The sequence below is a fragment of the Aureimonas fodinaquatilis genome (genome assembly GCF_008369445.1).
Lineage (GTDB): Bacteria > Pseudomonadota > Alphaproteobacteria > Rhizobiales > Rhizobiaceae > Aureimonas > Aureimonas fodinaquatilis.
Genome location: NZ_VTWH01000002.1, coordinates 531,413 through 548,262, shown reverse-complemented (window position 1 = coordinate 548,262; position 16,850 = coordinate 531,413). Strand labels below are relative to the sequence as shown.

Sequence of the window (16,850 nt, the reverse complement as noted above, 5' to 3'; positions counted from 1 at the left end):
GAAACCCGCAGCATTCTATAATTGGAGCAGTCGCCGCTTTTAGAAAAAGCTGCGTCGTGCCCACCACCCGGTGCGCTTTGGCTTTTGCTCGGCAGCATTGTCATCACCGTTGCGGGTTATAACCGGCTCTGTCGGCACAGCTTCCTCAACAGTCTGGATTTCCTCCACTGCCGCTTCAACCACTGCCTCCGGCGCAATGTCGCCGTTTGCAGGCTCGGTAACTGAAGCCTCAACCGCATCGACGACTGTCAGTTTTTCGTCCACAGCAACGTCATTCTCGACCGGCAAATCGCCAGCCAGCGCCAGATCAGCTTCAGTGTCCTCATCTGTTGCAACAGCAAACGGCTCCACCGCGTTGTCACTGACAATCTGGCCTTCTTCAACAGCCGAATTCAGCTCAACTGCATCCGCCACTGCAGTGCCCTCGGCAATGGCTTCGTCGCGTGAGCGTCTGCCACCACGCCGCCCGCGTCGCCGGCGCTTACGATCCCGCGAAGCATCACCGTTTTCGTCCGTGTCGGACTGAGCTACAGATTCTCCTGCTTCAGTCAAATCTGAAGCGGCTTCGCTCTCGTCCTCATCGCCATTGTCATCAGCCGCATTGCCATCAGCCAATTGATCGCCATTGTCTGAATCGTCGCGCCGGCGCCGCCTGCGCCGCTTGCGACGGCGGTTGTCGTCGCCACCTTCGCGCGCCTCCTGCACAACTTCAGCTTCTGCGGGCAGCTCTTCAACTTCCGGCTCTTCAATTTCAACGGGTTCCGGCTGAACGACGGCAATGCGCGGCTTACGTGTTGCTTCCGCACCAGCTTCAATGGCCACATGCTGATGCCCGTGCCCATCATCCGCCTGCAGCGAAATCCTCAGGCCATGGGTGCGCTCCAGCTCGTCAATGGTCGAGCGCTTTTCGTTCAGAATGTAAAGCGCCGTTGCGGTAGGCACCTTAACAATCAGATCATGCGTGCTCTGCTTGAGAATATGCTCTTCTATTGTGCGCAGAACGTGCAATGCCAGCGAGGACGACGAGCGGATAAAGCCATTGCCGCTGCATGTCGGGCAGACCTGCATTGTGGACTCAAGCACGCTGGCGCGAATGCGCTGGCGGCTCATTTCCATCAGCCCGAAATGTGAAATCGAGCCAACCTGAATACGGGCGCGATCATCCTTCAGACAATCCTTGAGCCGCTTTTCAACGGCCCTGTTGTTGCGCTTTTCTTCCATGTCGATGAAGTCGATGACAATCAGACCTGCAAGGTCGCGGAGACGAAGCTGCCGGGCAACTTCTTCTGCCGCTTCCAGATTGGTCTGAAAAGCGGTGTCTTCAACCGAATGTTCGCGTGTTGAACGTCCGGAGTTGACGTCAATCGCCACCAGAGCCTCTGTCTGGTTGATGATGATATAGCCACCGGATTTCAGCGTGACATTGGGCTGCAACATACGGTCAAGCTGCGCCTCAATACCCTGGCGGGTGAAAATCGGCGTAGGATCCTGATAGCGCTGCACAACCTTTGCCTGGCTGGGCATCAACATGCGCATGAAGTCTTTTGCTTCACGATACCCTGCATCACCAGCAACCAGAATCTGGTCTATGTCCTTGTTATAAAGATCGCGGATCGACCGTTTGATCAGGCTGCCTTCTTCGTAGACCAGGGCGGGAGCGGTGGACCCCAGGGTCAGTGAGCGGACGGTTTCCCAAAGGCGCATGAGATACTCATAATCGCGCTTCACTTCCGCCTTTGTGCGGTTGGCCCCGGCCGTGCGCAGGATAATGCCCATGCCACGCGGCACTTCCAGGTCCCGCACCACTTCTTTCAGGCGCTTACGGTCTGCAACATTGGTGATTTTGCGTGAAATGCCACCGCCACGCGCAGTGTTCGGCATCAGTACGGAATAACGCCCGGCCAGTGAGAGGTAGGTAGTGAGGGCCGCGCCCTTGTTGCCGCGCTCTTCCTTGACAACCTGAACCAGCAAAATCTGGCGGCGTTTGATCACTTCCTGTATTTTGTATTGCTTGCGTGGCGTGCGCTGACGGACAGGCACTTCTTCCATCGCATCTTCGGAGCCGATCTGGTCAATCTGCTCGGAATCTTCCTCAACCGTTTCGATATCGGATTCGCGTGCAGTTTCGGCTTCGCCTTCGTCAACGGCCTCAACAGTGGCCGCTTCCTGCTGCCCCTCCGGCACCGGCGCAGCGCTTAACTCTGTTTCAACAGGTGCGGTTTCCACCACTTCAACCGCGGTTTTGTCTTCCGCAGCGGCCGGTTCTTCAACCCCGACATCCTGGTCCAGATTGGCAGCTTCTGCATTGGCAGCAAGTTCGGCAGCCGCCTTTTCCGCCGCAAGTTCAGCTTTGGTCTTGCGGCCACGGCGCTTGCGCACGGGTGGTTTTTCATCCGCCGGTTGCGCTGCTGGCTCCTCTGCCGGCGCGGTTGCTTCTGCCGCTGTCGCCTCGGCGGTTGCAGGGGCGTCCTGTGCCTTTTCCGCGTCCTCTACCGTTTCCGAAACGGTTTTGGTCTTACGCGCTCTTGCTGCTTTCGCACGGCGTGATTTGCGGTTCCGATCGCCCGAAGGCTTGGCTTCCGGCTTTTCGTCATCAAACTCGTCGTCGTCAGAGGCCCGTGCGAATTCTTCTTCCATCAGCGCCTGACGGTCCGCGACAGGAATCTGATAATAGTCAGGATGAATTTCGCTGAACGCCAGGAAACCATGGCGATTGCCGCCATATTCGACGAAGGCGGCTTGCAGGGATGGCTCTACCCGCGTGACCTTGGCCAGATAGATATTGCCTTTAAGCTGTTTTTTGTGTTCCGACTCAAAGTCGAATTCTTCAATGCGGTTACCTTTAACGACGACGACGCGTGTTTCTTCCGGGTGGGAAGCGTCGATCAGCATTTTGTTGGCCATTTGGTAATATGCTTTCCCGGGCAATGTCTGTCGCACCAGCTTCGGCGCGATGCGCCGGTCTGTAGCTTGGGTGGAAGTGGCCCGAACGGATCGCTCTATTGGCGGTAGGAACAGCGTTAACCGACGCGGGCCGCGTTTGCGGCCTGTTATGTGGCATCAATTTTTCGAATATTGCTGTGTGCACGCGTTAGCGACCTGAAACTTTGATAACTGGCCATCTTGCGATGACCGATGGACTTTGACGTATCCGCGGGAACCCGCCATCACACATCAATTTTTCCAGCCCGAAGTGCCGGGTGGAGAGATCTTTTTTGAGAGCTCAGGAGGGACGACTGCCTGCCCCTTTGCCAGCAATGCCTGCCGAAGTTTGTCCACTTCAGGCCAGCAGCGACGAGACGGAGCGTCTTCGTATATCCTAAGTCTCACTTTTGCTTTTACGGCGCAGTTGCGTCAGAAACAAGTGTAAAGCCACATTGCGATAAATGCAGGTTCAATGCCCCTTCTGCTCTTCCGTTTCATGCCGTTGCTGCTGTTTCTGTTCTGTGTCGCACCACAGGCGCAGGCGGCCACATCAGTTATCACAGATGTTTCTCTGTCTGTGACCAGCGATGGTACGTCATTGGAAATGCTTGCCAGTTCGCGGCCAGAGGCGCAAATCCGGCTGTTGCAATCGCCGCCACGCATAGTTCTTGACCTGCACGACACGGTGCTGGCAACAACCTGGCCGATAGCTGAAAATGTCGGCGTTATCGGCTCTGTTCGGGAAGGTCTGGCACAAGCAAATTTTTACAGGATTGTGATGGCGCTTCGCCAGCCTGCCATTCCTCTTCTGGAAATCGGGCAGGAGACGTCGGGGGTTACGGCGATTCGCGTTAAACTGCGACCAGTTGCGGAAGATGAATTTGCCCAGGCGGTGGGTGCGCGCGTTTCTGCCGGGCAATCCGGGTCCGATGCGGCTTTTGCTAGCAACGGTGACAAGCCTCTGGTGGTGATCGATCCGGGGCATGGTGGCATAGACAATGGTGCAACCGGCATTGGAGGCACTCTTGAAAAGCAGGTCAATCTTGCATTTGCCCTGACGCTTCGACAGGAAATTCTGCAAAATCACCCAGATGTGAGGGTTCTTCTGACCCGCGAAACGGACGAGTTCGTGGGACTGGCTCGCCGGACCAGCATTGGCAGGGAAAATCGTGCCGACCTGATGATTTCCATTCATGCTGATTCCATTGACTATCCGCAGGTGCGTGGAGCGACTGTTTACACCTTGTCTGAAAAGGCCTCCGATTCCATGTCGCAGACACTTGCGCTGGGTGAAAATGCAGCAGACCGCTTTGCGGGTCCGGAGTGGGAGCAGGACACACCGGAAATCCACGACATCCTCGTTGACCTTGTGCGACGGGAAACTGAAGTGTTTTCAGATAGTTTTGCGGATTATCTTGTAAAACACATCAAGGAAGGTGGTTTGCACATGATCAACAACCCGCGCCGCTCAGCCGGTTTTCGCGTTCTGCGCGCACCGGACGTGCCATCTGTCCTTCTGGAACTTGGTTATCTTTCCAATGTGGAAGATGAAGCTCAGGTCAGTTCGCCGCAATGGCAGAAAAAGGCGGCGATGCTGACAGCAAATGCAATTTCTGATTATCTGCAATCTCGTGCATCCGCAGGTGCTTTGCCGGCCCAATAGCACTAAGCCTCTTTAATTTGTTGCATTGTCTGGTTGCCGATACCGTACTGTTTCAACCTTAAATGCACTAAAGTTGCATGTGACTGTTGCTCAAGGGCGTCGCAACTCTGCCGCAGGCTGTGGTAAAAGGCTGAAACAGTATTAATAAGGCATCGCAACATGGCCGCGCCTCATTTAAGGGGCATCTAGTGCATTTCCCGTTGAAGCGGAATCGCTTTAACGTCAGGACAATGCGACATAACAAGAAGTTAGAGCGTGTCAGGCGATCTTGAGATCCTATGAAACGAGCTGATGCAGCGGTGAAGCGTAAGACGTGGTTGCGGCCTGCCGGGCCGGCTGAAACTCAGGGCATGGACAGATGGTAAGGCTTATTGGCTATTTTTTTGGCATAGGGGCTGTCTTTGCGCTGCTGGCTGCCGGGGCGGCCGCGCTGTATATCAGCCGTATGAGCGAAGGCCTGCCGGATTATCAGGTTCTGGCCAAGTACGAACCACCGGTAACCACCCGCTTCCACGCTTCTGACGGTGCGCTTATGGCGGAATATGCCCGGGAGCGCCGGTTGTTTCTGCCCATTCAGGCAATACCACAGGGTTTGAAAGACGCGTTTTTGTCGGCGGAAGACAAAAGCTTCTACCATCACCCCGGCATTGATATTGAGGGCGTTGCGCGCGCCGCGGTTATTCTGGCTCGCGGCGGCCCCATGCAGGGCGGCTCTACCATCACGCAGCAGGTGGCAAAGAATTTTCTCCTGACCAACGAGCGTTCCATGGAACGCAAGGTCAAGGAGGCGATTCTGGCTCTCCGCATTGAACAAGCCTATTCCAAAGACCGCATCCTTGAACTGTACCTCAACGAAATTTACCTCGGCATGGGCGCCTATGGCGTGGCCGCTGCGTCTCTGGCCTATTTCGACAAGGGCGTAACCGAGCTGGATATTCACGAAGCTGCCTATCTGGCGGCTTTGCCCAAGGCACCGGAGAATTACAACCCGTTCCGCAACCCGGAGGCGGCAATCGGCCGTCGCAACTGGGTTATAGCGCGTATGCTGGAAAACGGCGTCATCACGGCTGAACAGGCTGCGGATGCCTCCGCCAAGCCACTGGATGTCAATCCGCGTCCTACAGGCACCTATCTGGCGTCTGCAGAGTATTTTACAGAGGAAGTGCGCCGCCAGATCATTGCGCGTTATGGCGTTGATGAGCTTTACGAAGGCGGGCTTTCCGTACGTACAACACTCGACCCAGAGATGCAGGTTTTTGCGCGGGCCGCCTTGCAGCATGCGTTGGTTGCGTTCGATCAGCGCAAGGGCTGGCGCGGGCCGGTGGAAAAAGTTTCTCTGGAAGCGGACTGGGCCGTGCCGTTGGGCGCAGTGCGGGCATTTTCCGATGTGCCGGAATGGCGCCTGGCGATTGTTCTTTCGTCCAGTGCAGACAGCGCGACCCTGGGCCTGCAGCCGCCCCGCGCGGTTTCCGGGCAATTGGGGCCGGAACGCGACACAACAGAGCTTTCCGCCGCGGATATGCAATGGGCGCTGGGTCGCCGGGGCATTTCGGAGGTTCTGGAGCCGGGCGATGTTGTGTATCTGGAGGCAAAGCCTGACGGTGCAGGCTACCTTCTGCGGCAACCGCCAAAGGTCGAAGGCGCTCTGGTGGCAATGGATCCGCACACCGGACGCGTCAAGGCGCTGGTCGGTGGCTTTTCCTACGCGGAATCAGAGTTCAATCGCGCAACCCAGGCCTTGCGTCAGCCCGGATCTTCCTTCAAGCCAATCGTTTATGCGGCTGCGCTGGACAACGGCTATACGCCCGCATCGGTCATTCTGGACGGGCCAATTTCCATTTCTGATGGGCGCGGCAATGTCTGGGAGCCCAAAAACTATGGCGGCACTTTTGCCGGGCCTTCAACTTTGCGGCTGGGTATTGAAAAGAGCCGGAACCTGATGACCGTGCGGCTTGCGCAGGACATGGGTATGGACCTGGTTGCCGAATATGCCCAGCGCTTCGGTGTTTACGACAGAATGGGGCGGTATCTGCCCATGTCGCTAGGCTCTGGCGAAACAACGGTCATGCGCATGGTGTCTGCCTATGCGGTTATGGCCAATGGTGGCCGTTCGATTGAACCATCGCTGATTGACCGTGTGCAGGATCGTTACGGCTTAACTGTCTATAAGCATGATGGTCGCCGCTGCGACACATGTTCGGCGCTGGATTGGGAAAACCAGCCGGAGCCTGAACTGGTGGACACGCGTGAGCAAGTTCTTGACCCGATGACGGCATATCAGATCACATCGATGATGGAAGGCGTTGTGCAGCGTGGCACGGCAACGTCGGTCAACAAGCTGGGCCGCCCTGTGGCTGGCAAAACCGGCACTACCAATGATGTGAAGGATGCCTGGTTTGTCGGCTATACGCCTGATCTGGTGACGGGCGTGTATATTGGCTACGACAACCCCGCTTCGTTGGGCGACAGTTCAACCGGCGGCAGCCTTGCCGCACCAATTTTCACCGAGTTCATGACGCAGGCTGTGAAGGACATGCCCGTTGCCGATTTCCGCATTCCCGATGGCATGACGCAGATTGCGGTGGATATGCGCACCGGCATGGCGGCAGGTGGCACCGGCCCCGGAACAGTGCTTGAGGCTTTCAAACCGGGCACCGGCCCATCCGATGTCTACAGCGTCATTGGTGAATCCTATGTTGGCGCGGTTGCGCCGGGTGTGTCGCAGCGCGCCCAGGAAGCGATCGGCAGCGGTCAGGGCGGCCTGTTTTAAGCTTAACGAGGGTGTGGCCCGGTCCATACCCTTTACAGCCTGTGGCGGTGTCCGTATTGTCCGCCGCGTTTCCCCGATAAACCATTTGAAGCGAGGGTTGCGGCGTGCGTGCCGAAATCGAAACCATTGTTGACGAAATCCAGCAGGCCATAAGCCTGCTGAGGAGGCATCTTTGACTGGGAGCCATCCCTTGTCGAGCTGGACAGGCTGAACGCCAAGGCGGAAGACCCAACCCTGTGGGACAATCCGCAGGAAGCCCAGAAGCTGATGAAAGAGCGTCAGCGTCTGGATGATGCTGTAACCGGCATTCGCAAGCTGGAGCAGGCCCTGGCCGATAATATCGAGCTGATAGCAATGGGTGAGGAGGAAAACGATCCTGCCATTGTGGATGAAGCCGAGCAGGTTTTGCGCACGTTGTTGAAAGAGGTTGCGCAGCGGCAGATTGATGCGTTGCTTTCGGGAGAGGCCGACGCCAACGACACCTATGTCGAAGTGCACTCCGGTGCAGGGGGCACGGAAAGCCAGGATTGGGCTTCCATGCTTCTGCGCATGTATATGCGCTGGGGTGAGCGCAGCCGCATGAAGATCGAAGTGCTGGAAGAAAACTCCGGTGAAGAAGCCGGCATCAAGTCTGCCACCATTCTGCTGAAGGGCCACAATGCCTATGGCAAAATGAAGGTGGAATCCGGCGTCCACCGCCTTGTGCGCATTTCACCTTATGACAGTCAGGCCCGTCGCCACACATCCTTTGCCTCGGTTTGGGTTTACCCCGTGGTGGATGACTCGATCGAGGTTGATGTTTCGGAATCCGATGTGCGCATTGACACCTACCGCGCTTCCGGCGCCGGTGGGCAGCACGTCAACACAACAGATTCCGCAGTGCGTATTACCCACATGGCCACTGGCATTGTGGTGCAATGCCAGAGCGAGCGTTCGCAACACAAAAACCGCGCGACGGCGTGGAACATGCTGCGCGCCCGGCTTTACGAGGAAGAGCTGAAAAAACGGGAAGAAAAGGCCAATGCCGCCGCGGCATCCAAAACCGAAATTGGTTGGGGACATCAGATCCGCTCTTACGTTTTGCAGCCTTATCAGCTTGTGAAAGACCTGCGCACCGGCGTTGAACATACTACGCCGCAAGAGGTGCTGGATGGCGATCTCGACGAATTCATCGAGGCTGCGCTTGCACACCGCGTTCATGGCAGCGATGCCAAGGTTGAAGACGTAGAATAAGACTCAGTATGAAAATCACAGGCCGGTGCTGTTTCTCACATAACGGTGGTGAAACAGCTCCGGCCTTTTTTGTTCGACCGCATTCGTTCAACGGCAAAAGTTAAGATCTTTTGCTGTGTCGCATTGTCCTGTCGTTGAAACGCAACCGTTTCAACGGGAAATGCTAAGACCTTTCGCTTATCGCATTGTCCTGTCGTTGAAACGCAACCGATTCAACGGGAAATGCGAAGACCTTTTGCTTATCGCATTGTCCTGTCGTTGAAACGTAACCGTTTCAACGGGAAATGCTTGGGGCCGCGTTCAATTCGCGCACTGCATCCAGCACTTCAACCGCATGGCCGGACACCTTGACCTTCGGCCAGATCCTGGCAATCCTGCCATCGGCATCCACCAGCAATGTCGTGCGCTCAACCCCCATGCTGGTGCGACCAAAACTGCGTTTTTCAGCCCAGACACCCACAGCCTTCAAAAGCTGGTGCTCTTCGTCTGCGAGCAGCCGCACCTTCAGCCCCTGCTTGTCGCGAAATTTGCAATGCTTGGCCACACTGTCGGGCGAGACGCCAAAGACTTCTGCTCCCAATGCTTCGAACTTTTTCAACAATGCGGAAAAATCCAGCGCTTCCGTGGTGCAACCCGGCGTGTCATCCTTGGGATAGAAATACAGCACGAAGGGTTTTCCCCCCAATTGCTGCCTGGAAACCGTCTGGCCGTCGGCATCGGAAAGAGAAAAATCTGGAAGAGTGTCGCCTTCGACAACTGAGAGCATGAAATGGCCTTCCTTTACGCTCATTGAAATGGGAAACTGGGGATAAGACCCGGCTGTGTTCCGCTATATCATAAAGAGCATCTGATGATGAATTCTGAATGGGCCAATACTGCAATTGACAAGAGTTGGTCCAGTGGGTTTGCGAGCGATTTTAAGGATGAAGCGGTTCGCTGGTCTGGTGTTTCAACCTTGAATATTCGGACTGGCCGATGATGCGGCTGGCGCGTGTTACTGGCGCACTGCTCAGTGTTGTTCTGCTGGTTGCCATGTTGGCAACCGCCGCGGGCTACATTCTGCTGGGTACAGAATTTGGCCAGAGCTTTGTGCGAAACCGTGCAGAAACGGCGCTCGCCAGCTTTGTGGGCCCTGCCTATCAGATTGAACTTGGAAGTCAGAGCTACGCCTTGAGGCCGGATGGCACTTTGGCCGTTCAATGGTCGAACGTCGCACTTGCACCAAAGGACGCCCCAGGGACCCGCACTGAAATTGAACATTTCGCAGTAGCCGTCCGGTTGCTCCCGCTCATCTCCGGCGGCCTGCAATTTGGGCAATTCGAAATTTCCGGCGCCCGGCTGGACCTGAACTCACTTCTGCCCGATAAACCTTCAACTCAAACAGATAATTCGAAAAATATCAGTGCCTTGGAAGGGGATGTTAAGGCGGCGAGCGAAGTGGTTACCGAGCTTCCGACGGCAACATTCCTTGCCCGTACGATCCAGGGCACAATTGAAAACATCGAACGGCACCTGGCCGTGCTTCAATCTTTCCGTTTCAGCCGCGTCGTGTTTTCCGACATTTCAATCACCGGAATTCCCGGCCTTGCCAATCAGCAAAGTGGGCTGCATGTGGCAAGCGCGGAACTGCTGCGCAATGATGAAGGCTTTCTGCAACTGGATACGCAGATTGATTTTGGCGTTTTGCCAATCCGGCTGACTGGAAATGCTGAATTCTCGGACATTGATGGCCGGTTGACGAGACTTGCTTTGAATTCAGGCAAGCTGAACCTTGTGGAGATTGCCCCACCTGCGCCTGAAACAGACCGGGAGGATGAGCGCGCATTTGGCAGCGACGCCACCTTGGAAGTGGAACTTGCGGCTGCAAGAGACACGGATGACCCTGTACTCACCAGCGACCTGCGTTTGAAGATCGGCGCGGGTGCCGTGCAACTGGGCCTCAATCACACAAGGGTGGAGGAGGGCGAAATCCATCTTCGCTACCGCTCCAACGAGGAAAAAATAGTCTTCCTGCCAAGTCCGTTTCGTTTTCGTGATGTCAGCTTTGTTGCAGACGGGGTGTTGCAAGCCGCAGCGGTTGGTGGCGCATTGTCGTTCGACCGCCTGGACTTTGATCTGCATGCAAAAAACATTCGATCAAAAGTTGGCTCGTCCGCTGAGCAGCAGGCAGAGGTGGAACTGAATGGCATGTTTGATCCGGTTGAAAAGAAACTGGAACTGCGCAGAGGCGAGGTACGAACCGATGGTGGAACGCTCAGTGCTGGCGGGTCCATGGCCTATGCCACGCCGGATGCGCTGACACATTTCGAGTTCACAACCGACCGGTTGACCGCACAGGCTTTGCGGGCATTCTGGCCTTTCAATGTTGCTGGCAAGGCTCGGCGCTGGGTTCTGGGTCATCTGGGCAATGACGGTGTTGCAACATCGGGGCGCATTGCTATCCACGCGCGGCACGACCGGCTCGGCTCTGCTTTCGGTAAAATGGGCAATCCGACTGATCAGGAGTTGCAAATCGATCTGTCGGTCGCCAATGCCGATCTGATCACGGTAGGAGATTTGCCAAGGCTCTACCATGTGAACGGGACACTCACGACGCGTGGCAGTGAAACCGCCATTCGCGTTTCCGATGCAATGGTTCAGGACATGGATGCCGTTGTGCTGGCCGATTCATCTGTTGTGCTGAGCAAGCCAGTGCTTGGCAACCGGCGGGACCAGTTGATTGATCTGGATCTGAACCTTGCCGGCAGCGTGCCGCAGCTTTTGCAAATCGCCAATGCGCGACCAATTCAAGCCTTGCGCTCGCTGGATATACTGCCGGAGAAGGCAAGCGGCACCGCCACAGTTCAGGCCAGCATCAATCTGCGCGTGGGCAGCGAAATTCCTGCCGCTGATCAGCTTTTGGGTTGGCAGGTCAAGGCAAATCTGACGGATGCCGCGCCAGGCTCTCCGATCGAGGGGCGCACCTTCAGCCAGGTCAATGGTACACTTGACATTGTGCCGGAAAGGCTGACCGGCAATTTGAAGACCCGAATGGATGGTTCGCCTGCGCAGCTTGGCTTGCGGATACCCATTCAGAAAGACGTGGCCGAGGCGCGCAATATCACCGTGGATCTGCTGGTCGAGGCGGGGCAGGCAGGAAATGTGGTGCCTGGGCTGGAGGCGATTGTTACCGGGCCATTCAACGTTAAAACGCAGATGAGCGACAAGCCGACCCGTGTGTCGGTGGATCTGACCGGGGCGACGGTGAACATTCCGGCGATTGCATGGCGCAAAGGCAAGGGAATTGCTGCCACGCTGGAGCTTGAAACAGTTTCTGCCGACAACACAACGCGATTGGAAAACATGCGTCTGACAGGCGCGGGTTTCAGTGCCAGTGGCAAGGCGGTTCTGGACGGCAATGGGCTTCAATCTGCCGAACTCACCGGACTTTCACTCAATCCCGATGATGATGTGTCTCTCACGGCAAGACGATCCGACAGTGGATATTCACTGGTCATTACCGGCAAAAGCTTTGATGCGCGTCCTATTCTGCAGGATATCAAGGCTGGTATTGGTCAGAAAGGCGGCTCGGATCGAAAGTCGCTTTCGCTCAACATCGAAGCCAATATTGACAGGGTTGGCGGATTTAACGGTCAACGTCTCAGCAATTTTGCGATGAATTATCAAAGCCGGAGGGGCGCACTGACAGCGCTGTCCATTTCCGGGGTTGCAGATAAGGGCCAGATCGCCGGAGACCTGTCACGCCGCGACGGGGTGGATGTGATCAGCCTCAGCAGTGGAAATGCCGGTTCGCTCCTGGGCTTTTCCGGCTTCTATTCTCACATGCGCGGTGGCGGTGCGCTGATTGAGCTGTCCGGCACAAATGATCAAGGCTATGTCGGCAAAATTACCATGCGCGATTTTACGCTGGTGGATGAGCCTCGACTTGAGCGGATCGTTGGCACAACGCCAGTTGAAGGACAGGCCAGCCTGGCGCATGCGATTGGGAAAGACTTGCGCACCAGTCAGGCTTTCTTTGATCAGGCCTATGCGGAAATTGTATTTTCAAGCGGCACCCTACGCGTTGCTAACGGTATCGTGCGCGGCCCGGTTTTTGGTTCAAGTTTCGATGGAATACTCTATGACAGCCAGGGACAGATCAGTATTTCCGGTTCATTCATGCCCGCTTATGGCCTGAACCGGGTGTTTGGCGCGCTGCCGCTGGTCGGGCAGGTTCTGGGCAATGGCAATGAAGGCGGTCTCCTGGGCATAACCTACCGGCTCTCGGGTGCCTTCACCAAGCCCACTCTCACCGTAAATCCGATTTCGCTGATTGCTCCGGGCATATTCCGGCAGATATTTGCTTATTGAAATTTTATGCCCTCGAAGGGAGGCTGCATGACACCGCAACGCGTAACTCTTATAACGCTCGGCGTTTCGGATCTGAGCCGGGCACGGGAATTCTATGCAAAGCTTGGCTGGACTCCTGCGCCTGGTGGCAGTGACGGCGTGCTTTTCTATCAGTTGAACGGTCTGGTGCTGGCTTTGTTCGGCCGCGATGATCTGGCGCATGACCAGAACCGTCCTGTCGGAGAGCTTGGAACCGGAGCCATGACCTTGGCTCTCAATATGCATGAGCGCGCCGATGTCGATGCGGCGTTTCAACAAGCCGTCGAGGCTGGCGCCAGCATCCTGAAGGCACCGGAAGAGGTGTTCTGGGGCGGCTATTCCGGCTACTACGCCGACCCGGATGGCCATGTCTGGGAAGTTGCACACAACCCGTTCTGGCCATTGAGTGACGACGGATCGCTGACCTTGCCGGATGTCGCTTGAAGCATTTGCCGAACCGGTTGCGGCTCGACGTCCGAACGATGCGGCAGGACAATGAGTTTGGGACCGTTCTGTCATGTTTACCCGGCTTTGATTTTCCAAAGCCGGGTGGGCAGGAGCCTTATTCCGGGCGAACCAGAATGTGACGTTTCTTGCCAAGTGAAAGCTTGATCACTCCATCATTGACATGCGGGGTTTCCAGAACGGCCTTGTCGTCGGCGACCGGCACGTCATTGATGCGCACCGCGCCGCCCTGAATATGGCGGCGTGCCTCACCATTACTGGCGGCCAGACCGGCTCTGACCAAAGCGGCCAGAATGCCAATTCCGCCGGCCAGTTCAGATGCCGGAAGCGAAACTGTTGGAAGATTGTCGGACAGTGCGCCTTCTTCAAACGTGGTGCGTGCTGTTTCCGCGGCCTGCTCAGCCGTTTCCCTGCCATGGCAAAGTGCGGTGACCTCAGTTGCCAGAACCTTTTTGGCCTCGTTGATTTCCGCCCCGCCCAAGGCCGCCAGACGGGCAATTTCGCCCATCGGCAGTTCGGTGAACAGCTTCAAAAACCGTTCGACATCGCCGTCTTCGGTGTTGCGCCAATATTGCCAGAACTCATAAGGGCTTTTCATCTCGGCATTGAGCCAGACTGCGCCACCCGCGGTCTTGCCCATTTTGGCCCCTGATGAGGTTGTCAGAAGCGGAGAGGTTAGCGCGAACACTTCACCACCCGCCGTGCGCCTGGTCAGGTCAATTCCGTTGAGAATATTGCCCCATTGATCAGAACCGCCCATTTGCAGACGGCAATCATACTGGCGATACAGCTCCACAAAATCATAGGCCTGCAGGATCATGTAGTTGAATTCGAGAAAGGACAGGGACTGGTCTCTTTCCAGACGCTGCTTCACGCTTTCAAATGCCAGCATGCGGTTGACCGAAAAGTGGCGGCCATAATCGCGCAGAAAATCGATATATTGCAGCTTGTCCAGCCAGTCGGCGTTGTTGACCATCAGGGCCGGGCCGTCAAAGTCCAGATATTTTGCGAAAACGCCTTTGATACCGGCAAGATTGCGCGCAATGCCCGCATCATCCAGAAGCGGGCGCGCTTCATCACGAAAGCTCGGATCGCCAATTCGTGTTGTGCCACCACCCATCAACGCAATCGGCTTGCCACCGGTCTTTTGCAGCCAGCGCAGCATCATGATTTGCAGCAAGTGGCCCACATGCAGCGATGCTGCTGTGGCGTCATAGCCAATATAGCCCGTCAGTCCGCCCTGTTTTGCGGTGGCGTCCAGCGCCTCCATGTCAGAGCCTTGATAGATAAAGCCGCGCTCCGAAAGAGTTTGCAGGAAGTCGGATTTGAATGCGGTCATGGGCTTGGAATCCAGAACAGGGACAGGCAGGGAGGTTATTGATTATTTCAGGCGCTTGGGACGGCTGTCGGACAACTCGCCTGCAAGGCGGCGGTCTAGATAGTCGGCGCATTCAGCCAACAGTTCTTCAGAATGCTCGCTGAAGAAGTGGTTTGCGCCGGAAAGGGTCTTCTGCGTTATCAGAATGCCTTTCTGGGTCTTGAGCTTGTCGACCAGAACCTGAACGTCTTTTGGCGGAGCGACCCGGTCTTTATCACCGTGAATGATCAGGCCCGAGGACGGGCACGGTGCAAGGAACGAGAAGTCATAGGAATTTGGCTGCGGCGCTATGGACATGAAGCCTTCAATCTCCGGGCGGCGCATCAGCAACTGCATGCCGATCCACGAGCCGAAAGAATAGCCGGCAACCCAGCAGTTTTTTGAATCCGGGTGCAGAGTCTGTACCCAGTCCAGCGCAGCAGCGGCATCCGACAGCTCGCCCATGCCGTGGTCGAACTCGCCCTGACTGCGCCCGATACCGCGGAAGTTAAACCGCAAAGTGGTGAAGCCGCGCTGCTGGAACATATAAAACAGATTGTAGACAATCTGGTTGTTCATCGTGCCGCCGAACCGCGGATGAGGGTGCAGTATGATGGCAATCGGTGCGTTTTTTTCCTTCGCAGCCTGATAACGGCCTTCAAGACGACCTGCGGGACCGTTAAAGATGACTTCTGGCATACTTTTGCTATCCTATCGACCGTGCATCGCATCGCCGGCTGCGCCTTGACGGAAAAAACGCAGCCGCCTAGTTTCCATGAATTGGAAGTAGTCCAATACAAACCGGATTCCAGAATCCGCTATGTAGTCTGTCTGGCTGCGTAAATTCAAGAAATTTGCGACATGCGGACATGTGAAATCGACATGACCCTGGTAAAATGACGGCTGGTTCTAAGCGCCTCTATCTTGATTACAACGCAACATCGCCAATTTTGCCTCAGGCTTACCAGGCCGTGATGGCGGCATTGACGTTGCCTGGCAATCCGTCTTCCGTGCATGCGGAAGGGCGGGCTGCCAAAGCCCTGCTGGAAAGCGCGCGCGGTGCTGTGGCGCAACTGTGCGCAGTATCACCGGACGGGGTTTTGTTCACCAGCGGCGCAACCGAAGCGGCGGCAATGGCACTGGCTCCACAATGGTTGAAACTGGGCAAACCATGGCAAGCGGCGGCGCTGGCCGTTCTGGAAACTGACCATCCCTGTCTATTGGCTGGCGGCGGGTTTGATGCCGTGGCGGTGACCCGGCTGGCGGTAGACAGTAACGGAGTGTTGATACCCGACGCCTTGGCGCAATGGCTGAACAGCCTCGCCGGTGCCGGTGGCATTTTGGCCCTGTCCCTTGCCAACAGCGAAACCGGTGTTCTGCAAAATCTGGACACCGTGCGAGCCGCGCTGGATGGGCATGATGTTCTGCTGGTGCTGGATGCAGTGCAGGTGGCAGGCAGGTTGCCAATTGACCAGGCTGGCGGGCAGGCGGACGCGCTTCTGCTGTCGGCCCATAAGCTGGGCGGGCCCAAAGGCGTGGGCGCGTTGGTTCTGCGCGATGAAAATACCCGACCTTATGCGCTGATTCGCGGTGGCGGGCAGGAGCGGGGTCGTCGTGCTGGCACTGAAAGCCTGCCATTGATTGCCGGGTTTGGCGCTGCGGCGCAGTATTTCGCATCCGTTACCCCGGCGCACACAATGCGTCATTTGCAGCAAAGGCTGGAACTTGGCTTGCGCAGTATCAGCACCGACATAGGAATTCTGGGCGAAAAGGCAGAGCGCCTGCCCAATACAACGGCGTTTTTTCATCCGCAAATTCAGGCCGAAACAGCACAAATTGCCTTTGATCTTGCTGGAATTGCTCTATCTTCCGGCTCGGCCTGCTCATCTGGAAAAGTGGGGCCTAGCCATGTGCTGCAAGCCATGGTTAATGCTGGCTTGCAGGCCAGACCACAGGCAGGTGCTTTGCGCGTCAGCCTGGGACATGCCACAAGCGAGGCCGATATCGACCATTTTCTGGCAATTGCCGGAAAGCAGTTTTCCAGATTTGCGCAGAGTTCAGACTGAAAA

At 56.3% G+C, this 16,850-nt stretch carries 10 protein-coding genes; 6 read left to right on the top strand and 4 right to left on the bottom strand.

Going from position 1 to position 16,850, the window contains the following annotated elements; genetic code table 11:
- Nucleotides 1-39: 39 nt before the first annotated feature.
- Complete coding sequence (locus FPY71_RS08645; RefSeq protein WP_149299643.1) at nt 40-2,904, bottom strand: Rne/Rng family ribonuclease; 2,865 nt, start codon at nt 2,902-2,904, stop codon at nt 40-42.
- A gap of 493 nt (nt 2,905-3,397) precedes the next feature.
- Between FPY71_RS08645 and FPY71_RS08640 the strand changes: the two genes are divergently transcribed.
- The 3 genes from FPY71_RS08640 to prfB all read left to right on the top strand — a co-directional run bounded on the left by FPY71_RS08640 (nt 3,398) and on the right by prfB (nt 8,591).
- Nucleotides 3,398-4,588: an N-acetylmuramoyl-L-alanine amidase gene (locus FPY71_RS08640; RefSeq protein WP_149299641.1), complete on the top strand. Its 1,191-nt coding sequence runs from the start codon at nt 3,398-3,400 to the stop codon at nt 4,586-4,588.
- A gap of 358 nt (nt 4,589-4,946) precedes the next feature.
- Nucleotides 4,947-7,358 (top strand): penicillin-binding protein 1A, encoded by a 2,412-nt coding sequence (locus FPY71_RS08635; protein ID WP_149299639.1) that lies wholly within the window; start codon nt 4,947-4,949, stop codon nt 7,356-7,358.
- A 104-nt stretch (nt 7,359-7,462) separates the two neighbouring features.
- Nucleotides 7,463-8,591 (top strand): peptide chain release factor 2 gene (gene prfB, locus FPY71_RS08630; protein ID WP_149299637.1). Its coding sequence is split into 2 segments (ribosomal slippage): nt 7,463-7,531 and nt 7,533-8,591, totalling 1,128 coding nucleotides; the frame shifts between segments, so codons are not numbered across the junction.
- Between the two features lie 274 nt (nt 8,592-8,865).
- Here the strand turns inward: prfB and FPY71_RS08625 are convergent.
- Entirely contained in the window at nt 8,866-9,357 is a 492-nt protein-coding gene (locus FPY71_RS08625; RefSeq protein WP_149299635.1) for a peroxiredoxin, read from the bottom strand.
- 209 nt (nt 9,358-9,566) lie between these two features.
- Here FPY71_RS08625 and FPY71_RS08620 point away from each other — a divergent pair, with 209 nt between their 5' ends.
- Together FPY71_RS08620 and FPY71_RS08615 are read left to right on the top strand one after the other, a co-directional pair.
- A complete protein-coding gene (locus FPY71_RS08620) occupies nt 9,567-12,941 on the top strand; it encodes a hypothetical protein (RefSeq protein WP_149299633.1) in 3,375 nt (1,124 codons plus the stop codon).
- 27 nt (nt 12,942-12,968) lie between these two features.
- Nucleotides 12,969-13,403 (top strand): VOC family protein, encoded by a 435-nt coding sequence (locus FPY71_RS08615; protein WP_149299631.1) that lies wholly within the window; start codon nt 12,969-12,971, stop codon nt 13,401-13,403.
- Between the two features lie 118 nt (nt 13,404-13,521).
- Here FPY71_RS08615 and tyrS read toward each other — a convergent pair whose 3' ends face one another.
- Both tyrS and FPY71_RS08605 read right to left on the bottom strand, forming a co-directional pair.
- Entirely contained in the window at nt 13,522-14,763 is a 1,242-nt protein-coding gene (tyrS, locus tag FPY71_RS08610; protein ID WP_149299630.1) for a tyrosine--tRNA ligase, read from the bottom strand.
- Between the two features lie 42 nt (nt 14,764-14,805).
- Nucleotides 14,806-15,480, bottom strand: a complete 675-nt coding sequence (locus FPY71_RS08605) for an alpha/beta hydrolase (RefSeq protein WP_149299628.1) — start codon at nt 15,478-15,480, stop codon at nt 14,806-14,808.
- Between the two features lie 197 nt (nt 15,481-15,677).
- Here FPY71_RS08605 and FPY71_RS08600 point away from each other — a divergent pair, with 197 nt between their 5' ends.
- Nucleotides 15,678-16,847, top strand: a complete 1,170-nt coding sequence (locus FPY71_RS08600; protein WP_149299627.1) for a cysteine desulfurase family protein — start codon at nt 15,678-15,680, stop codon at nt 16,845-16,847.
- Nucleotides 16,848-16,850 lie beyond the last annotated feature (3 nt).

Coding starts and splice junctions, on each gene's coding strand:
- FPY71_RS08645 (WP_149299643.1), bottom strand. CDS start 2,904: ATGGCCAACAAAATGCTGATCGACGCTTCCCACCCGGAAGAAACACGC.
- FPY71_RS08640 (WP_149299641.1), top strand. CDS start 3,398: ATGCCCCTTCTGCTCTTCCGTTTCATGCCGTTGCTGCTGTTTCTGTTC.
- FPY71_RS08635 (WP_149299639.1), top strand. CDS start 4,947: ATGGTAAGGCTTATTGGCTATTTTTTTGGCATAGGGGCTGTCTTTGCG.
- FPY71_RS08625 (WP_149299635.1), bottom strand. CDS start 9,357: ATGCTCTCAGTTGTCGAAGGCGACACTCTTCCAGATTTTTCTCTTTCC.
- FPY71_RS08620 (WP_149299633.1), top strand. CDS start 9,567: ATGATGCGGCTGGCGCGTGTTACTGGCGCACTGCTCAGTGTTGTTCTG.
- FPY71_RS08615 (WP_149299631.1), top strand. CDS start 12,969: ATGACACCGCAACGCGTAACTCTTATAACGCTCGGCGTTTCGGATCTG.
- tyrS (WP_149299630.1), bottom strand. CDS start 14,763: ATGACCGCATTCAAATCCGACTTCCTGCAAACTCTTTCGGAGCGCGGC.
- FPY71_RS08605 (WP_149299628.1), bottom strand. CDS start 15,480: ATGCCAGAAGTCATCTTTAACGGTCCCGCAGGTCGTCTTGAAGGCCGT.
- FPY71_RS08600 (WP_149299627.1), top strand. CDS start 15,678: ATGACGGCTGGTTCTAAGCGCCTCTATCTTGATTACAACGCAACATCG.